A 17,548-nucleotide genomic window follows, 5' to 3' on the forward strand; every position below is an offset into this window, starting at 1 on the left:
CGGCGGAACGCTGGGTCGGTGAGCGTTCGGCGGAACGCTGGGTCGGTGAGCGTTCGGCGGAACGCTGGGTCGGTGAGCGTTCGGCGGAACGCTGGGTCGGTGAGCGTTCGGCGGAACGCTGGGGCGGTGAGCGTTCGGCGGAACGCTGGGTCGGTGAGCGTTCGGCGGAACGCTGGGGCGGTGAGCGTTCGGCGGAACGCTGGGTCGGTGAGCGTTCGGCGGAACGCCGGGGCGGTGAGCGTTCAGCGGAACGCCGGGGCGGTGAGCGTTCAGCGGAACGCCGGGGCGGTGAGCGTTCAGCGGAACGCCGGGTCGGTGAGCGTTCAGCGGAACGCTGGGGCGGTGAGCGTTGTCGCCCTGCGCACGTGGTCGCGCACCGCCTCGGCGACCAGCGCGGGATTCTCCAGCGTCGGGATGTGGCCGACACCGGGGAGGACGACCTCCTCCACGTGATCGGGCAGCCCGTCGAGGAGCCGTCGCATGCAGCCGTCGCGGGTGAGGAAGGTGTCGAACTCCGACAGGATGAGGGTCATCGGCGCGGTGACAGCCCGGATGTCGTCGTCGGTGAGTGGGCCGTCGCGCAGACAGGCCAGCTGCATCGGCAGGTAGATCGGGCAGTGCGAGACCGCGCGCACGACGTTCGTCGCGTCGTCGGCGGACACGGCGGTGACGTCGGTGCTGCAATTGCGGATGATCGGCCGCTGGAAACGTTCACTTCGCGCCGCCCGATCACCGCGCAGGCGTGCCACCGCGGCGAGCGGGAACTGGCCGATGAATCCGAGTCCGAGTCGGAACTCGGTCATGGAGAACCGTTTCCAGCCCCCGGCCGGGTTGATCGGTGCGAGGGAGCGGGCGCGGCCCCGCCGTTCGAGTTCGAAGGCGAGTTGCCCACCGAGGGAACAGCCGACCACGTGGCAGGTGTCCCAGCCAATCGCGTCGAGCTCACGTTCGATGCCGTCGGCCAGTCCGGCGACGCCCACGTCACGCAGGCGCAGCCGGGGTCCTCCCCAGTGTCCGGGCATGGTGATCGCCGCGACGTCGTGGTCGGCCGCGAGGTCGTCGACGACGGCGTGCCACATGTGATGCGACAAGCTGAATCCGTGTAGCAGCAGTACCGGTTCGCCCGCCCCGGCCCGAATCATCGACATCATTGGCCCCCGTCCTCGGAATGACTCCACAGGTAACAGGGCACGAGGACGGTGTCCAGGACTCAGGGTGCTGCGTCCGCTGATCAGTGGCCTCCCAGCGGCCGACCTCGTCCCCGCTAGGATTGACGGGTGTTTCGGGATGCGACCGCGTCCGGTTCGTTCGCTACGTGCCCGGACGCGCTGGTCCTCCCACCATGCGCGACGACAACAAACCAGGTCAGTAGGGATTAGGTGTGGCTGAGTTCATATACACGATGAAGAAGGTGCGCAAGGCGCACGGCGACAAGGTCATCCTCGACGATGTCACCATGTCGTTCTTCCCCGGCGCCAAGATCGGCGTCGTGGGCCCCAACGGCGCGGGTAAGTCGTCGATCCTGAAGATCATGGCCGGCATCGATCAGCCGTCCAACGGTGAGGCCTTCCTCGATCCCGACGCCACCGTCGGCATCCTGCTGCAGGAGCCGCCCCTCAACGAGGAGAAGACGGTCAAGGAGAACGTCGAGGAGGGGATGGGCGAGATCAAGGTGAAGCTCGACCGCTTCAACGAGATCGCCGAACTGCTCGCCACCGACTACTCCGACGAACTCATGGAGGAGATGGGCAAACTCCAGGAGGATCTCGACAACGCCGACGCCTGGGACATGGATTCCCAGCTCGAGCAGGCGATGGACGCGCTGCGCTGCCCGCCCGGCGACGCGCCGGTCACCCACCTCTCCGGTGGTGAACGGCGTCGTGTCGCGCTGTGCAAGCTGCTGCTGTCCAAGCCGGATCTGCTGCTGCTCGACGAGCCGACCAACCACCTCGACGCCGAGAGCGTGCTGTGGCTCGAGCAGTTCCTCGCGAGCTACCCCGGCGCCGTCCTGGCCGTGACCCACGACCGCTACTTCCTCGACCACGTCGCGGAATGGATCTGCGAGGTCGACCGCGGCAAGCTGATCCCGTATCAGGGCAACTACTCCACCTACCTGGAGAAGAAGGCCGAGCGACTCGAGGTCCAGGGCAAGAAGGACCAGAAGCTGCAGAAGCGCCTCAAGGAAGAGCTCGCCTGGGTGCGTTCGGGTGCCAAAGCCCGCCAGACCAAGAACAAGGCGCGTCTGGCCCGCTACGAGGAGATGGCCGCCGAGGCGGAGAAGACGCGCAAGCTCGACTTCGAGGAGATCCAGATCCCCACGCCGCCGCGCCTCGGTGACGTGGTGGTCGACGTCTCCCACCTCGACAAGGGCTTCGACGGGCGCGTGCTGATCAAGGACCTCTCGTTCACCCTGCCGCGCAACGGCATCGTCGGCGTCATCGGTCCCAACGGCGTGGGTAAGACGACGCTGTTCAAGACGATCGTCGGACTCGAGGAGCCGGATTCGGGCACCGTCAAGGTCGGCGACACCGTCAAGCTCAGCTATGTCGACCAGGGTCGCGCGAACATCGACCCCAAGAAGTCGGTGTGGGAGGTCGTCTCCGACGGACTCGACTACATCGAGGTCGGCCAGAACGAGATGCCGTCGCGGGCATACGTCTCGGCGTTCGGCTTCAAGGGCCCGGATCAGCAGAAGCGCTCCGAGGTGCTCTCCGGTGGTGAACGCAACCGGCTGAACCTGGCGCTGACCCTGAAAGAGGGCGGCAACCTGATCCTGCTCGACGAGCCGACCAACGACCTCGACGTGGAGACCCTGAGCTCGCTGGAGAACGCGCTCGAACAGTTCCCCGGCTGTGCGGTGGTCATCTCCCACGACCGCTGGTTCCTGGACCGCACCTGTACCCACATCCTGGCGTGGGAGGGCAACGTCGAGGAGGGCAAGTGGTTCTGGTTCGAGGGCAACTTCGAGGCGTATGAGGCCAACAAGGTCGACCGCCTCGGCGCCGACGCGGCCCGTCCGCACCGGGTGACCCACCGCAAGCTCACCCGCGACTGAGTTCGCGCCACCACAACACGTCACTGCGACGTCACCTCACTCGCCGTCCGGGCTTCCCGGGCGGCGAGTGTGTTTGTGCCGTGGATGACTGCCGTGGCCGCCCCGATGGCACTAGGCTCGCGGATGGACCGGTGTGTGTCGAAGCGTCTGTGAAAGGGCGCGTCCATGAGAGGGTGATCATCGTTGACGGATGTGACTTCGCTTCTGCCGCAAGTCATTCCCTGCTACCTGGCGACATCGGTCGGTGCGATCGACGAGGCCGGTGGGCGCAGCCGCTCCCACCTGGATCCGGCGACGCTGGACCCCGGCGAGGTTGACCGAATCCGGACCCACGTGCAGGTCGCCGCCGTGCGTGGCGTCGGGCAGTCGATCATCGACGTGGTCACCGGCGGTTCCGGCGGCACCGAGATCGTGGTGATCAACGACGACATGCCACTGTTGGTCGAGGCGGTCCTGGCGACCCTGGAGGGGCAGGGTCTGACCGTCGGCCGGATCGATCACCCGATCATCGCGGTGACCCGCGACCCGGCGGGCACTCTGACCGACATCGGTGACCACGCGCACGGCCGGGCGGAGTCGTGGATCTCGGTGTCGGCGTTGCCGGGCCGGGCGTCGGTTGACGACGACGCTCTCGCCGCGCAACTGAAGCGCGTCATCGGCATCGTCGTGGACGTCGACGAGGATGCGCCGGCGATGCGGGAGCGGCTGACGGGGTGTGGTGCCGACTGCGTGTCGATGCCCGATGGTGCGGGCGTTGCGACCGCCGACATCGACCGGCGCGAGTACTCCGATCTCTTCGACTGGTTGGCGGGCAATCACTTCGTCACATTGGGGTATGAGCGGATCACCGCGCGCGGCGGTGTCGAGGAGCGGCTGGGCATCTATCGGGCCGACGACGTCGATCCCAGTTTCCCCCTCGCCGACGGGGCTCGGCCGGCACCGCGGATCTCCCGGGTGTTCGTCGAGACGGGGATCCAGCGGTCCAACTATCCGATCCTCATCCAGTTGCCGACCGCCGACGCCGACGGCACCCCGACCGGCGAACACCGGTTCCTCGGGGTGTTCACCTCCTCGGGCCTGCATCAGACGGTGCTCGATGTTCCGGCGTTGCGCGCGAAGGTGCACGAGGTGGTCCGGCGGGCCGGGGTCGACGAGGATTCCTATGCCGGGCGCACCATGGTCGAACTGCTGCAGAACTACCCCCTGGTGGAGATGTTCCAGGATTCGACGTCGGAACTGAGTCGACGCGTCGACGACATGCTCGACGCGGTGGCCACCCGGTCGTTGCGTGTCTTCCTGCGCGTCAACCCGGGCGGGCAGGCCGCCACCGCCCTGATCTACCTGCCACGCGACCGCTACAACACCGCATCACGACTCGCCCTGCAATCGGAGGTGACCCGGATACTCGAGGCCTCCGACCTGGAGTACTCCGCGCGGGTCAGTGAGCGTCCCCTGGCCCAACTGCAGGTGATGGTCCGGGTGGACCCCGAGGTGGCCCGCTCCTGGGGATCGGTCGACATCGGCAGCGAGGTGCAACAACGCATGCAGGCGGCCCTCGCCGAGGCCGTGCGGAGCTGGGACGAACGTGTCCGTGAACTGATCACCGCCTCGGACGGGGTGACCTCGGCGGTTCCGGGACCATCGGCGCGGGTCGACACCGACGCGATGCTGCGACTGATCAGCTCGCTGCCCGACGACTACAAGGATCAGCGTGCGCCGACCGCGGGTGTCGCCGACCTCGCGCAGGTGGTCGGATTGGCCCCCGGTGATCTGGCCGTCACCCTGAAGGGGCGTTCGCAGGATGATTCCGCCGCTCCGCGTTGGGATTTCACACTCTATCTGTGCGGTGAGTCGGCGACGCTGACCGATGTGCTGCCGGTGCTGCACAGTCTGGGGCTCGACGTCATCGACGAGCACCCCTACCAACTGGTCCGTCCCGACGGTGCGGACTGTCATGTCTACGAGTTCGCGGTCGCGCTCGCCCCGGGGATGTCGGTCGACATGGCGACCGCCGAGGATCTCCCGCAGCGGTTCACCGAGGCCTTCACCCAAATCTGGCGTCGTAATGCCGAGGTCGACGCCTACAACGAGTTGATCATGCGGTGCGGGCTGACCTGGCGTTCGGCGGCCATGCTGCGGGCCTACGGGCGTTACCTGCGCCAGTGCGGATTCGCTTACAGCACAACGCATGTCGCCGCAACTCTGGGGCGCTACCGCGATGTCACGCGCGGCCTGGTCGACCTGTTCGAGGTGTCGTTCGACCCGGCCGTGAGCGACCCGGCACGACGTGAGACGGTGCTGGCGGCCCTGCACGAGGCGGTCGGCGAGGTCCTGTCGCTCGACGCCGACCGGATCGTCTCCGCCTTCACCTCCGTCGTCACCGCGACCGACCGGACCAATTTCTATGTGACGGGCGGACCGCAGGTGGAGTCCGACCCGGCGACGTCCGGTGGGCACCGTCCGGTGATGTCGTTCAAACTGCGTCCGCGTGACATCCCGCAGGCGCCCGAACCCCGTCCGCTGCACGAGATCTGGGTGTATTCGCCGCGGGTCGAGGGCGTGCATCTGCGGTTCGGGTCGGTCGCCCGCGGTGGTTTGCGGTGGTCGGACCGGCGTGAGGATTTCCGCACGGAGATCCTGGGTCTGGTCAAGGCGCAGGCGGTGAAGAACGCGGTGATCGTGCCGCTCGGGGCCAAGGGAGGTTTCGTGCTGGCGCGGCCGCCGGCCCCGACCGGTGACCCGGCCGCGGACCGGGATGCGTTGCGGGCCGAGGGAATCGAGTGCTACCGCAGGTTCATCTCCGGGCTCCTCGATGTCACCGACAACATCGACCGGGCCACCGGCGAGATCATCGCGGCCCGCTCGGTGGTGCGGCGCGACGGCGACGATCCGTATCTCGTGGTGGCCGCGGACAAGGGCACCGCGTCGTTCTCCGACATCGCCAACGGGGTGGCCGGTGATTACGGCTTCTGGCTCGGCGACGCCTTCGCCTCGGGCGGCTCGGCCGGTTATGACCACAAGGCGATGGGCATCACCGCGCGCGGCGCCTGGGAATCGGTCAAACGGCATTTCCGGGAGATGGGAATCGACACCCAGGCAGAGGAATTCACCGTCGCCGGGATCGGCGACATGAGCGGGGACGTCTTCGGTAACGGCATGCTGCTCAGTGAGCACATCCGGTTGGTCGCCGCGTTCGATCACCGGCATGTGTTCATCGATCCCACCCCGGACGCCGCCATGTCGTATGCCGAGCGGGCCCGGTTGTTCGCGTTGCCGCGCTCGTCGTGGGCCGATTACGACGCCACGCTGATCAGTCCCGGCGGCGGAGTCTGGTCACGGGAACGCAAGTCCATCCCGGTGAGCGCCGAGATGCGTTCGGCGCTCGGCCTTTCCGACGATGTGACGGCATTGTCGCCGCCGGATCTGATCCGGGCGGTGCTGCTCGCCCCCGTCGACCTGCTCTGGAACGGTGGCATCGGGACCTATGTGCGGGCGTCCACCGAATCCGACGCAGAGGTGGGGGACAAGGCCAACGACGCCATCCGGGTCACCGGAGAACAACTGCGCGCCAAGGTGATCGGCGAGGGTGGCAATCTCGGAGTCACCGAACGAGGCCGCATCGAGTTCGATCTGGCGGGCGGCCGGGTCAACACCGACGCGATGGACAACTCCGCCGGTGTCGACTGCTCCGATCACGAGGTGAACATCAAGATCCTCCTCGACGCCGCGGTGTCGTCGGGGGACCTCGACTCGCAGGCGCGTAACCCGTTGCTCGAGTCGATGACCGACGAGGTCTCCGCACTGGTTCTGGCCGACAACATCTCGCAGAACGCGGAATTGGGCTTCGGTCGCGCATACTCCACCGAACGCGTCGACGTCCACGGACGGCTGCTCGCGCAACTGGCGCATCGAGGGGTCAACCTGAAGCTGGAGGCGCTGCCCGATCCGGTCACCCTGCACAAGCGCCACACCTCGGATATCCATCGTGGATTGACCTCGCCCGAGTTGGCGACCCTGATGGCCCACGTGAAGCTGGCCGCCAAGGATGACCTGCTGGCCAGCGACCTACCCGACAACGACGTGTTCGACGCACAACTCGACGGCTACTTCCCGGTGGCGCTGCGCCGGCAGTTCGCCGACGGTATCCGCGATTATCGCCTGCGCCGTCAGATCGTGACGACGGTTCTGGTCAACGACGTGGTCGACCGGGCCGGGATCACCCACCTGTTCCGCCTGAGTGAGGCGACCGGCGCCGGAACCGACGAGGTGGTGCGGGCATTCGTCGTCGCCGACCAGGTGTTCGGGATGGCCGATCTCCTTGCCCGGGTTCAGGATTGCGCCGCGAGCATCGAAGCGATCGACGAGATGATGATGTACGCGCGGCGACTGCTGTTCCGCGGGTCCCGGTGGTTGCTGGCCTTCCGCCCGCAGCCGCTGGCGATGGCCGCGGAGGTGACCCGGTACTCCGAACGGGTCGCCACGCTGTCGGCGTTGCTGGACAGCTGGTTCGGGCGCGGATCGGCCACCGACGTCGACGATCGCGTCGAGCACTACCGGTCGCTGGGTGTGCCCCCGGATCTGGCACACGAGGTGGCCATCAGCCTGCACCGCTTCTGCCTGCTCGACATCGTCGACGCCGCCGAGATCGCCGACCGTGATCCCGTCGAGGTCGGTGAACTGTACTTCGCGGTGATGGAGCATTTCGGGTTGGAGGAGTTGCTCACCGCGGTTAGCAACCTCGACTACGGCGACCGCTGGCATGCGTTGGCGCGCTTGGCTCTCCGCGACGACATGCATGGCGCGCTACGCGCCCTGACCCTGAAGATCCTCGAGGTCAGCGAACCCGAGGAGCGTGCGGCGGTGAAGATCTCCGAGTGGGAGCGGTCCTTCTCGTCGCGGCTGTCCCGGGTCCGGGCGATGCTCACCGAGATCGAGGAGGCGGGCAACCTCGACCTGGCCACCCTGTCGGTGGCCGCGCGGCAACTCCGTAGCGTGATCCGGTGACCAATATGAGCTTTGAGGACGAGGGAACCGCCACCGCGAACGGCTACGTGGTCAAGGTGCCGGTGCGGTGGTCGGACATGGATGTGTTCGCCCACATCAACCATGCCCGGATCGTGACGTTGCTGGAGGAGGCCCGGATTCCGTGGCTGTTCTACGACGAACGACCCACCGCGGATCTGCGTCGCGGGTGCGTGGTGGCCGACCTGCACGTCAAGTACCAATCCCAGCTGCGCCACGACGAAGGACCGATCGTGGTGACGATGCGGGTGGAGAAGGTCCGCGCCGTGGACTTCACCGTGGCCTACGAGGTGCGCCCCCACGGGGCGTCACCGACCGACAAACCGGCGGTGATCGCCTCCACCCAGCTCGTCGCATTCGACGTCGACGGGCAGCGCCTGCGCCGGTTGACCCCCGCCGAACGGGAGTACCTGGAGTCCTTCGTCGTGACGGCGGGATCGTGACGGGCGCCGAGTGAATCCGGAACGGTTCCTCTCCCTGGACCGGGCCGAGGACAAGGCCGACGCGGTGGCCTTCCTGGCACGGGCGAGCCGACTCGACGAGTCGGCGGTGACGCGGCTGTCGGTACGCCCCGACGGGCTCATCGGAATGTGGTCGCACACCGGATTCGAGGTGCTGGTGACCCGCGCGGTCTTCGGCCGGATGGCGCCCCGCGACCTGGTATGCGATGCGTCGACGCTGCGACAGGCGTTGACCCAGGCCGAACCCGGGACCGCGGTGGACCCCGGCATGCCGTTCGACTCGGCATGGCGCGGCGCACTGCCCCTACAAACCGGCTACCGGCACGTCGACGATGTGCCCGCCCGCGCGGTGGTGGAACTGGCCCGCGACGGTGCGCGCGTGGCGCGGGAGGAGGGCAGCGCCCACGGGCCGGCGACCGGGCTGCTCGACCAGCCGGTCCTGGAGGTGGCCTCCGCCGACGGCAACCTGACGGCCGCGGTGTCGATGCGGTCGCTGTTCGCCCTGACCGCCATGGGGTTCGTGCGTGACGCCGACGGCCGGGCGATCACCGAGAACTCCGACGTCGAGGCCGTCGACCCGGCCGAACCCATCCGAATTCGTATGTCCGCGGCCTGGATTCGGATCGATGCCCGTTACGGCGCGGTGTACCAGCGCCGCCACCGCGACCTCGATGTGATGGTGCGCTGAGAGACGCGGAGCTCAGACCAGCCAGGCGGCGGAATTCGGTGCCAGGTACCCGTCGACCAGTGGTGCACTCACCAGGATCACCTCACCGGGTGGCAGGGGAACCGGGTCGGCGGTGGTGTTCAGCGCGCACACCAGTCGTCCCTCCGACCGCCGGAACGCCAGACAGCCGTCCGGGGCGCCGTACCACTCGACGGTGTCGCCGGCGAATTCCGGTCGCTGATACCGCAATTCGATCGCCTGCCGATACAGCGACAGCGTCGACGAGATGTCTTCGAGTTCACGTTCGACGGTGAACGGTGCCCACGACTCGGGCATCGGCAACCAGGTCTGCGGTGACGAGCTGAATCCGAACGGCGGTTCGGTGCCCTCCCAGGGAATCGGCACCCGGCACCCGTCGCGGCCACGCTCGGTGTGACCCGACCGTTCCCACACCGGATCCTGCAGGGCCTCGTCGGGGAGATCGGCGTTGGGCAGCCCGAGTTCGGCGCCGTTGTAGATGAACACCGTTCCGGGCAAGGCCAATTCGACCATCGCCATGGCGCGGGCGCGCGCCGATCCGACGGCGAGGTCGATGGGCGAATCGTCCCCGCCCTGATCGTCTCCACGTTGATCGATGCGGGCATAGCGGGACACCTCACGCTCGACGTCGTGATTCGACAGTGTCCAGGTGGGGGTACCCGATACCGACAACACCGCATCGAGGGAGTTCTCGATGGCATCACGTACCGATTCGGCGGTGAACTCGGCCTTCGCGAGCCGGAAATTGAATCCCAGGTGCAGCTCGTCGGGCCGCAGATACTCGGCGAATCGCTCGTTGTCCTCGACCCAGATCTCACCGACATTCGCCGCGCCCGGGTACTCGTCGATCACCGTGCGGATCTTGCGGTGGATGTCGTGCACCGCATAGTTGTTGAAGCGCGGGTCGTCGTCGCTGTTGCTCAACAGGCCGACCGACTCCAGGTCCATGTCGGGAAGATCCTCGGGCTTGGCCATGCCGTGCGCGACGTCGATGCGGAACCCGTCGACGCCACGGTCGAGCCAGAACCTCAGCGTCCGTTCGAGATCGGCGAAGACCTCGGGATTCTCCCAGTTCAGGTCCGGTTGCTCGGCGGCGAAGACGTGCAGATACCACTGCCCGGGACTGCCGTCGGCCTCGGTGACCCGGGTCCAGGCCGGCCCGCCGAAGACGCTGCGCCAGTTGTTGGGTGGCTGATCGCCGCCCTCGCCCACGCCGTCGCGGAAGATGTAGCGGGCCCGCTCGGGGCTGCCGGGTGCGGCGGCCAACGCCGCGGTGAACCATGCGTGCCGGTCGCTGGTGTGGTTGGGGACCAGGTCCATGGTGACGCGGATGCCCCGGTCGTGTGCCTCGTCGATGAGATCGTCGAAGTCGGCGAGATCACCGAACAGCGGATCGATGTCGCGCGGGTCGGAGACGTCGTAACCGTGATCGGCCATGGGGGAGCGCATGATCGGGCTCAGCCAGATCGCATCCACACCGAGCAACTCGAGATAACCGAGTTTGTCGATCACGCCCGCGAGATCGCCGACGCCGTCGCCGTCGAGGTCGGAGAACGACCGTGGATAGATCTGATAGAACACCGCCGACTGCCACCAGGTGGTGTCGGCGGGATCGAGTTGCGGCACCACCACCTGATCGGCGACTGCGGCCACGGCCGGTTCCTGTTCCGGTTCGGAATCGGTCTCCGGGGTCTCGGTGTCGGAGACGTCGGTGTCGGGGGCGCCGGTGTCGGGGATCTCGGCGTCCGAGATCTCGGGTGTGACGTCTTCCGCAGGTGCGACGCTCTCGGCGGGATCGGCGTGGACTGCCGTGACGTCGTCACCGGCCTCGTCGTCAACAGCCTCGTCGTCGGATGCCTCATCGTCGGCCACCTCGGCCACCTCGTCATCGGCCGGCGGGGTGTCATCGGTTGCCGCAGAGCCGACCGCGGGTTCGGTGGGAGCTACGTCCTCGCCGACCTCGGCGTCCGCGTCGACATCCTGCCCGGCACCCTCGTGCCCGACGACGGCATCACCGGAGGGTGTGGTGGCTGCCGGCCCGCCCGGCTCTTCCGACGGCGCGGCCGAACCATTCTCGATATCCGATACGGGATGATCGGGGTCGGACGAGTCGGCGCTCGATGTCTCATCGCTCACGTCGCAATTGTGCACCACCTGTGATTTCAGTGAGGAATTGAGGTTGGTGCGGCGCGTCGCTGCCCGGGCGTGTCGCGTCGGGCCGATGCCCTCCGGGCGCACTCAGAACGGCGAGTTCACCATCGACTGCGCGGCCATCTCCATGTAGTCGACGAGGGCCCGGCGGTGCGCGTCGTCGAGGGTGTCGGAGTCGATCGAGGCGATCGCGATGTGCATGCAGCGCAGCCAGGCATCGCGCTGGATCGGGCCGATGGTGTACGGATGATGACGCATCCGCAGCCGTGGGTGGCCTCGTTCCTCCGAATAGGTGCGGGGACCGCCCCAGTACTGCTCGAGAAACATCCGCAGACGTCGTTCGGCCGGCCCGAGATCCGCCTCGGGGTACATCGGCCGGAGAATGTCGTCCTTGGCGACCTCGGCGTAGAACGCGTGGGTCAGGCGTTCGAAGGTCTCGGCGCCACCGACCTCGTCGTAGAAGGAGCGTTGGTCGGGTGCTTGGGCGGGCTGCTGTGCACTCACCCGTCCATTGTCCCTCACTCCCGATTGGGAGTGCACGAGCGCGTTCGACGTGGTCCACTTGACGCGACCGGTGCGCGCACGGGAGACGGCTATGACACGCAGAAGTCCACGGCAGGTTCGCGATGTGACGATGCTGCACGCGACCCGACGACCCGAGGTGCCCCGACGACCCGAGGTGCCCCGACGACCCGAGGTGCCCCGACGACCCGAGGTGCTCGGTGCGGATGCGGCCGTGGGCACGGCAGTCCCGGACACCGCTTCGATGCGTTCGACCCCCGGGATCTGGGGCCGCCGACGGGTGCTGCTGCTCAACGCGACCTACGAGCCGCTGACCGCGGTCTCGCTGCGCCGCGCGATCGTCCTCATCCTGCGTGAGCGTGCCGACGTCGTTCACGCCGCGGCCCCCGGACTGGCCGTGCATTCGGCCGACACCGCCGTCGCGGTGCCGTCGGTGATCCGCCTGCGGACCTATGTGCGGGTGCCGTACCGGGCGACCATCCCGATGACGCGCGCCGCGCTGATGCATCGCGACCGGTTCCGCTGCGGCTACTGCGGCGCCAAGGCGACCACCATCGATCACGTCCTGCCGCGCAGTCGCGGGGGCGGCCACACCTGGGAGAACTGCGTGGCCTGCTGTGCCGGCTGCAACCATCGCAAGGCCGACCATCTGCTCAGCGAGTTGGGATGGACCCTGCACACCCCACTCGTGGCGCCCAAGGGGCGGCATTGGCGATTGCTGGCGACCGTCAAGGAGATCGATCCGGCCTGGGCGCGCTACATCGATGTGGGCGCCGCCTGAGTCCCGCGAAATTGTCTACGACGCGTTGTAGGCCCCACTGGGACGTGAGTGTCGTCGTGGGCTAGATTGATCACACGACCTGCTGGGCGGGTCGCCTACCGGCAGCCCCCGGACACCGATCGAAAGGATGTCATGGATAGCGCGATGGTCGGCATCGGAGTCGTCGTCACGGTCGTTTGCGTCGTGATGGTGGTTCTCTGTGTCATCTCGATGGTGTTCTCGAACGGCCTGAAGTACCCGAAGGTGCAGGAGTACACGCTCGATCAGCCGTGGACGCGAGATCCGTTGCTGTTCAGCGCGACCGAGATCGAGCCGATGGCTCTCCCGCACCATGCAGAAGCGACCGATGTGGATGGAGGCTCGGCCAGTGGCAAGTGGTGAGGTAACCCAGGCAGGGACCGAGGGGGGCGTCAAGCTCTCCCCGTCCACCGCGCTCCCGATGGGAACGGTGATCACCAACAGCGGACGCGTGTCGTCGACCCGTTTCCCCGGTCAGTCCCCGAGCACCCCGCCGTTCAGTCAGGCCGACCTCATCGACCTCGACGATGCGCTGAAGGCCGCCAGCGAGAAGGCAATGGTGCGTTTCTCGGTGTACATCGGTGATCTCGGCTCCGACGCGGTCGCCGACGCCCGCGCGGTCCTCGCGCAGGCCCCGGAACCGGCCAACGGTGCACTCATCGCGGTGTCGCCGAATTCGCACGATGTGGTCGTGGTGTCCGGTGCCCGGGTCGCCGACCGCGTCAATGACCGGGTCGCCCAACTCGGCGTCACCGCCGCGATCGGCAGCCTCCGGTCCGGCAACCTCATCGACGGTCTGGTCTCGGCACTGCATGTGATCGCCACGGCGGCCGCAAACCAGTAGCGACGTCCCCGACACAACCTCACGTCGGCCGCTCATCCCTGGTGGATGAGCGGCCGACGTCGTTGTGGGCGATGGGTGATCAGTGAGTGACCAGGACCTTCTCGGTGGCCTGTGCGCCGGCGTCCGGCCGCTGATCGATCGGATCGTCGTCGGCCGAGCCGATGGTGTCGTCTCCGTCCACCATGTCGGATTCGTTGAACGGGGCACGGCCGGAGAGCACCTCGTCGACGCGGTCCTTGTCGACGGTCTTCGTCCACGATCCGACCAACAGGGTGGCCACGGCGTTGCCGGAGAAGTTGGTGACCGCCCGCGCCTCGGACATGAACCGGTCGATACCCACGATCAGCCCGACACCGTCGAGCATCTCCGGACGGTGTGCCTGCAGACCGCCGGCGAGGGTGGCCAGGCCCGCGCCGCTGACGCCGGCGGCGCCCTTGGACGCGATGATCATGAACGCCAGCAGTCCGAGCTGCTCGGGGATCGACAGCGGATCACCCATGGCGTCGGCGATGAACAGCGAGGCCATCGTCAGATAGATCGCGGTGCCGTCCAGGTTGAACGAGTACCCGGTCGGGACGACGACGCCCACGGTGGTCTTCTGCACGCCGAGGTGCTCCATCTTGGCGATGAGGCGGGGGAGTGCGGATTCCGACGACGAGGTCGCGAAGATCAGGATGTACTCCCGGGCCAGGTAGCGCACCAGGCGGAAGATGGACACGCCGGCGACGGTGCGCAGCAGCACGCCGAGCACCCCGAACACGAACACCAGGCAGGTCAGGTAGAACGCGACCATGAGCACCAGCAGCTGACCGACGGCCGCCCATCCGGTCTGACCGACCACGCTCGCGATCGCGCCGAACGCGCCGATCGGGGCGACCCACAGCACCATGGTCAGCACCTTGAACACCAGCTTCTGGAAGTACGACACCGCGGTCAGGACCGGCTCACCGCTGCGACCCATGGCCTGGATGGCGAATCCGACGAGCAGTGCGACGAACAGGGCCTGCAGGACGCTGCCCTCGGTGAGTGCCGACAGCATCGAGGTCGGGATGATGCCCTCGATGAAGGCCATCGTGCCGCCGGATTCGTGCGCCTGCTCGGCCAGCTCGGCGCCCTTGCCCGCCACCGACGAGATGTTCAGGCCCTCACCGGGTTTGATGATGTTGCCGACCACCAGACCGATCGCCAGGGCGACGGTCGACATCGCCAGGAAGTAGACGAAGGCGAGTCCGCCGACCTTGCCGACGGTGGCCGCCTTCCGTACCGAGCCGATCCCCAGCACGATGGTGCAGAAGATCACCGGCGCGATCATCATCTTGATCAGGCTGACGAACATCGTCCCGAGGACGCCGAGATCCTTGCCGAGTTCCGGCCAGATCAGGCCCACCGCCACACCGGCGATCACCGCGACGATCACCGCGATGTAGAGCCAATGCGTGCGATCGCGCTTCTTCCCCGAGGGGGACGCCGGGAAATCGGCGGTGCCCGCCGCCTTCGCTCTGATGGTCATCTCGACTGCCTTTCGTTCCTCCGCCCCCGCCGATGCGAGGAGGTGCTGGGTAAGAATTGTTCGATGACCCGGTGATGCCGGTCACCCTTGAGTTCATTTCGTTCAGTGGCACACATCACCGGACGCGGAGCACACTGGCTGGCGATCACCGGCACACGTCCGGAGAAAGAGGTGATGCGACGATGAGCAGGCTGATGCCGCGCTCCCTGGCCGGGCAGGCGGTGGCCCTGCAGGTGGCGGTGGTGGTGGCCATCGTGGTGTGCGGCAGCGTGCTGGCCGCCGTCGACGCCCGCGCCGACGCCAACCGCGCCGCGCGCGAGGAGGTGAGCGCGGTGGCGGTCAGTCTGGCCGACGCGCCCTGGACCGCGGCGGCACTGAGCTCGGCCGATCCCACCGCCACCCTGCAGCCGGTCACCGAGCAGATCCGACGCGCCACCGGCGTCGCGTTCATCACGATCATGGACACCACGGGTCGCCGCTTCACCCACACCACCCCGTCGCTCATCGGGCAGCGCTATATCGGCACCACCGAGCCGTCGCTGCGCGGGGAGATCTACACCGAGACCTACACCGGCACGCTCGGTCCGTCGATCCGCACCGTCGCGCCGGTGCGCGACGCCGGTGGGAAGGTGGTCGGGCTGGTCGCCGTCGGGATCACCCAGTCCACGCTCACCGAGGACTGGGTGTCGCAGCTCCCGCTCATCGCCACCATCGGGATCGCCGCGCTGGTGATCGCACTGATCGGACTGTGGGCCATCCGCCGCCGATTACTGCGCCACACAGGCGGATTGGCGCCGTCGGAGTTGCGGGTGATGTACGACCACCACGACGCGGTGCTGCACGCCGTCCACGAGGGCCTCATCGTCCTCGAGGGTGGGAAACCGGTCCTGGTCAACGACGAGGCCCACCGGCTGCTGGGCGACGGGCGCGGGGGCCGTGAACCGGCCGATGGTGATGCCGCGGTGGATATTCCGTCGTTCCTCACCGGCGGCCACGAACCGCTGCGCGACACCCTGTACGCCGCGAACGGTCGCGTGTTGGTGGTCAACCGCGCACCCGTGCCCGGTCGCGATGACGGTGCGGTGGTCACCATCCGGGATCGCACCGAGTTGTCCGAGGCGGTGGGAGAACTCGATTCGATGACGCGCTTCGCCGAGGCGCTGCGCTCGCAGGCACACGAATCGGGGAATCGGTTGCACACCATGGTCGCGTTGATCGAGATGGGCCGAACCGAGGAGGCCGTGCGGCTGGCCACCGAAAGCCTGGAGGTGTCACAGCATCTCGTCGACCGGATCACCGACGCCGTCGCCGAACCGACCCTGGCGGCGCTGCTGCTCGGAAAGTCGGCGCAGGCCGCCGAACGGGGTATCGCGTTCGCCCTCACCGAGGACTCGATGGTCGATGATGGTGCCACACAACGACTCTCGCCGGCGGAGATGATCACGGTGGTGGGCAACCTGGTGGACAACGCACTCGACGCGTGCGATCCGGAGGATCCGTGGGTCGAGGTGACCGTACGCGGCGACGCCGGTGGTCTGCGCATCGTGGTGGCCGATTCCGGCGGTGGGATGTCGCCCGACGTCTTCGCCCGGGCGCAGCAACGCGGCTACTCGACCAAGGCCGGCGGTGACGAGGCCGGCCGGGGGATCGGGCTGGCGCTGGTGGCCCAGGTCGTCGCCGGCCATGACGGGGTGATCGTCGCCGAGAACACCTATGGGTCGGTGGTCACCGTGGAGATCGGGTCGGCCGCCGCACCCGCCGTGGGGGTGGGGTCGTGATCGCGGTGATGATCGTCGAGGACGAACCCCTGATCGCCGCCGGACATCGCGAATACCTGTCCCGCGTCGGTGGATTCGAGGTGATCGCCGAGTGTCGCACCGCGCAGGACGCACTGCGGCGGGCCACCGGGGCGGCCGCGACCGGTGCACCGATCGACCTGGTGTTGCTGGATCTGGGGCTCCCCGACGCGCGTGGCGTCGACCTCGCCGCCGCTCTGGGCGGTATCCGCCCGGCACCCGACATCATCGCGATCACCGCCGCCCGCGATCTCGACTCGGTGCGCAGCGCGATGGGTCACGGAGTGCTGCTCTACCTCATCAAGCCGTTCACCTACGCGGCGTTCAAGGAGAAGCTCACCCAGTATCTCGGCTACCGCGCAGCGCTGTCCGGACACGGGGACGCGGTGAGCCAACGGGAGGTCGACCAGGCGCTGGCGCAACTGCGCACCGTCGGCGACCGGCGGACCGCCGCGAAGGGACGCGCACCCGACACCGAGGATGCCGTCGCACGTGCGGTGCGCGACAGCGCCGCCGGACTCACCGCATCGGAAGTCGCTGCGGGCGTGGGTAGTTCGCGGGTGACGGCTTGGCGCTACCTGGAGCATCTGGCCGACGACGGCACCGTGGACCGGGTCACCGAATACGGGCGCACCGGTCGGCCGCAGGTCCGATACGTGTGGCGGGTGCGGTGAGCACCCGC

13 protein-coding genes are annotated in these 17,548 nt (G+C 67.8%); 9 read left to right on the top strand and 4 right to left on the bottom strand.

Annotated elements, in window-relative coordinates:
* Window positions 1-323: 323 nt before the first annotated feature.
* Complete coding sequence (locus ABLE92_RS03905; RefSeq protein ID WP_348803327.1) at window positions 324-1,151, bottom strand: alpha/beta fold hydrolase; 828 nt, start codon at window positions 1,149-1,151, stop codon at window positions 324-326.
* 230 nt (window positions 1,152-1,381) lie between these two features.
* Between ABLE92_RS03905 and ettA the strand changes: the two genes are divergently transcribed.
* The 4 genes from ettA to ABLE92_RS03925 all read left to right on the top strand — a co-directional run bounded on the left by ettA (window position 1,382) and on the right by ABLE92_RS03925 (window position 9,226).
* A complete protein-coding gene (gene ettA, locus ABLE92_RS03910; protein ID WP_348803328.1) occupies window positions 1,382-3,055 on the top strand; it encodes an energy-dependent translational throttle protein EttA in 1,674 nt (557 codons plus the stop codon).
* A 192-nt stretch (window positions 3,056-3,247) separates the two neighbouring features.
* Window positions 3,248-8,059 carry an NAD-glutamate dehydrogenase gene (locus ABLE92_RS03915; RefSeq protein ID WP_496560764.1) on the top strand — a complete coding sequence of 1,604 codons (4,812 nt, stop codon included), beginning with the start codon at window positions 3,248-3,250 and terminating at the stop codon, window positions 8,057-8,059.
* Between the two features lie 5 nt (window positions 8,060-8,064).
* Window positions 8,065-8,520 carry an acyl-CoA thioesterase gene (locus tag ABLE92_RS03920; RefSeq protein ID WP_348803896.1) on the top strand — a complete coding sequence of 152 codons (456 nt, stop codon included), beginning with the start codon at window positions 8,065-8,067 and terminating at the stop codon, window positions 8,518-8,520.
* Between the two features lie 10 nt (window positions 8,521-8,530).
* Complete coding sequence (locus ABLE92_RS03925) at window positions 8,531-9,226, top strand: DUF8010 domain-containing protein (protein WP_348803330.1); 696 nt, start codon at window positions 8,531-8,533, stop codon at window positions 9,224-9,226.
* Window positions 9,227-9,238: 12 nt separating this feature from the next.
* On the opposite strand, the gene ABLE92_RS03930 is transcribed toward ABLE92_RS03925, so the two are convergent.
* Window positions 9,239-10,996 carry a glycoside hydrolase family 13 protein gene (locus ABLE92_RS03930; RefSeq protein ID WP_425476147.1) on the bottom strand — a complete coding sequence of 586 codons (1,758 nt, stop codon included), beginning with the start codon at window positions 10,994-10,996 and terminating at the stop codon, window positions 9,239-9,241.
* 486 nt (window positions 10,997-11,482) lie between these two features.
* The gene (locus tag ABLE92_RS03935; protein WP_348803332.1) at window positions 11,483-11,899 is read right to left on the bottom strand and encodes a globin; all 417 of its coding nucleotides are present in this window, start codon (window positions 11,897-11,899) and stop codon (window positions 11,483-11,485) included.
* Between the two features lie 262 nt (window positions 11,900-12,161).
* On the opposite strand from ABLE92_RS03935, the gene ABLE92_RS03940 reads away from it, so the two are divergent.
* The 3 genes from ABLE92_RS03940 (at window position 12,162) to ABLE92_RS03950 (ending at window position 13,560) form a co-directional block, all read left to right on the top strand.
* On the top strand, window positions 12,162-12,698 hold the full coding sequence (locus ABLE92_RS03940; protein ID WP_348803897.1) for an HNH endonuclease: 537 nt from the start codon (window positions 12,162-12,164) through the stop codon (window positions 12,696-12,698).
* A gap of 132 nt (window positions 12,699-12,830) precedes the next feature.
* A complete protein-coding gene (gene ctaJ / locus ABLE92_RS03945) occupies window positions 12,831-13,079 on the top strand; it encodes an aa3-type cytochrome oxidase subunit CtaJ (protein ID WP_348803333.1) in 249 nt (82 codons plus the stop codon).
* Complete coding sequence (locus tag ABLE92_RS03950; protein WP_425476144.1) at window positions 13,066-13,560, top strand: DUF5130 domain-containing protein; 495 nt, start codon at window positions 13,066-13,068, stop codon at window positions 13,558-13,560. Before ctaJ ends, ABLE92_RS03950 begins: the two co-directional genes overlap by 14 nt.
* A gap of 79 nt (window positions 13,561-13,639) precedes the next feature.
* Here ABLE92_RS03950 and ABLE92_RS03955 read toward each other — a convergent pair whose 3' ends face one another.
* Window positions 13,640-15,070, bottom strand: coding sequence for a cation:dicarboxylate symporter family transporter (locus ABLE92_RS03955; RefSeq protein ID WP_348803335.1), 1,431 nt, complete (start codon window positions 15,068-15,070; stop codon window positions 13,640-13,642).
* Window positions 15,071-15,252: 182 nt separating this feature from the next.
* Here ABLE92_RS03955 and ABLE92_RS03960 point away from each other — a divergent pair, with 182 nt between their 5' ends.
* The gene (locus ABLE92_RS03960; RefSeq protein ID WP_348803336.1) at window positions 15,253-16,848 is read left to right on the top strand and encodes a sensor histidine kinase; all 1,596 of its coding nucleotides are present in this window, start codon (window positions 15,253-15,255) and stop codon (window positions 16,846-16,848) included.
* The gene (locus ABLE92_RS03965) at window positions 16,845-17,540 is read left to right on the top strand and encodes a response regulator (protein ID WP_348803337.1); all 696 of its coding nucleotides are present in this window, start codon (window positions 16,845-16,847) and stop codon (window positions 17,538-17,540) included. The genes ABLE92_RS03960 and ABLE92_RS03965 overlap by 4 nt, the downstream gene beginning before the upstream one ends.
* Window positions 17,541-17,548: the final 8 nt, after the last annotated feature.

Source organism: Gordonia oleivorans (assembly GCF_040044975.1).
In the GTDB taxonomy this organism is placed as follows: Bacteria; Actinomycetota; Actinomycetes; order Mycobacteriales; family Mycobacteriaceae; genus Gordonia; species Gordonia oleivorans.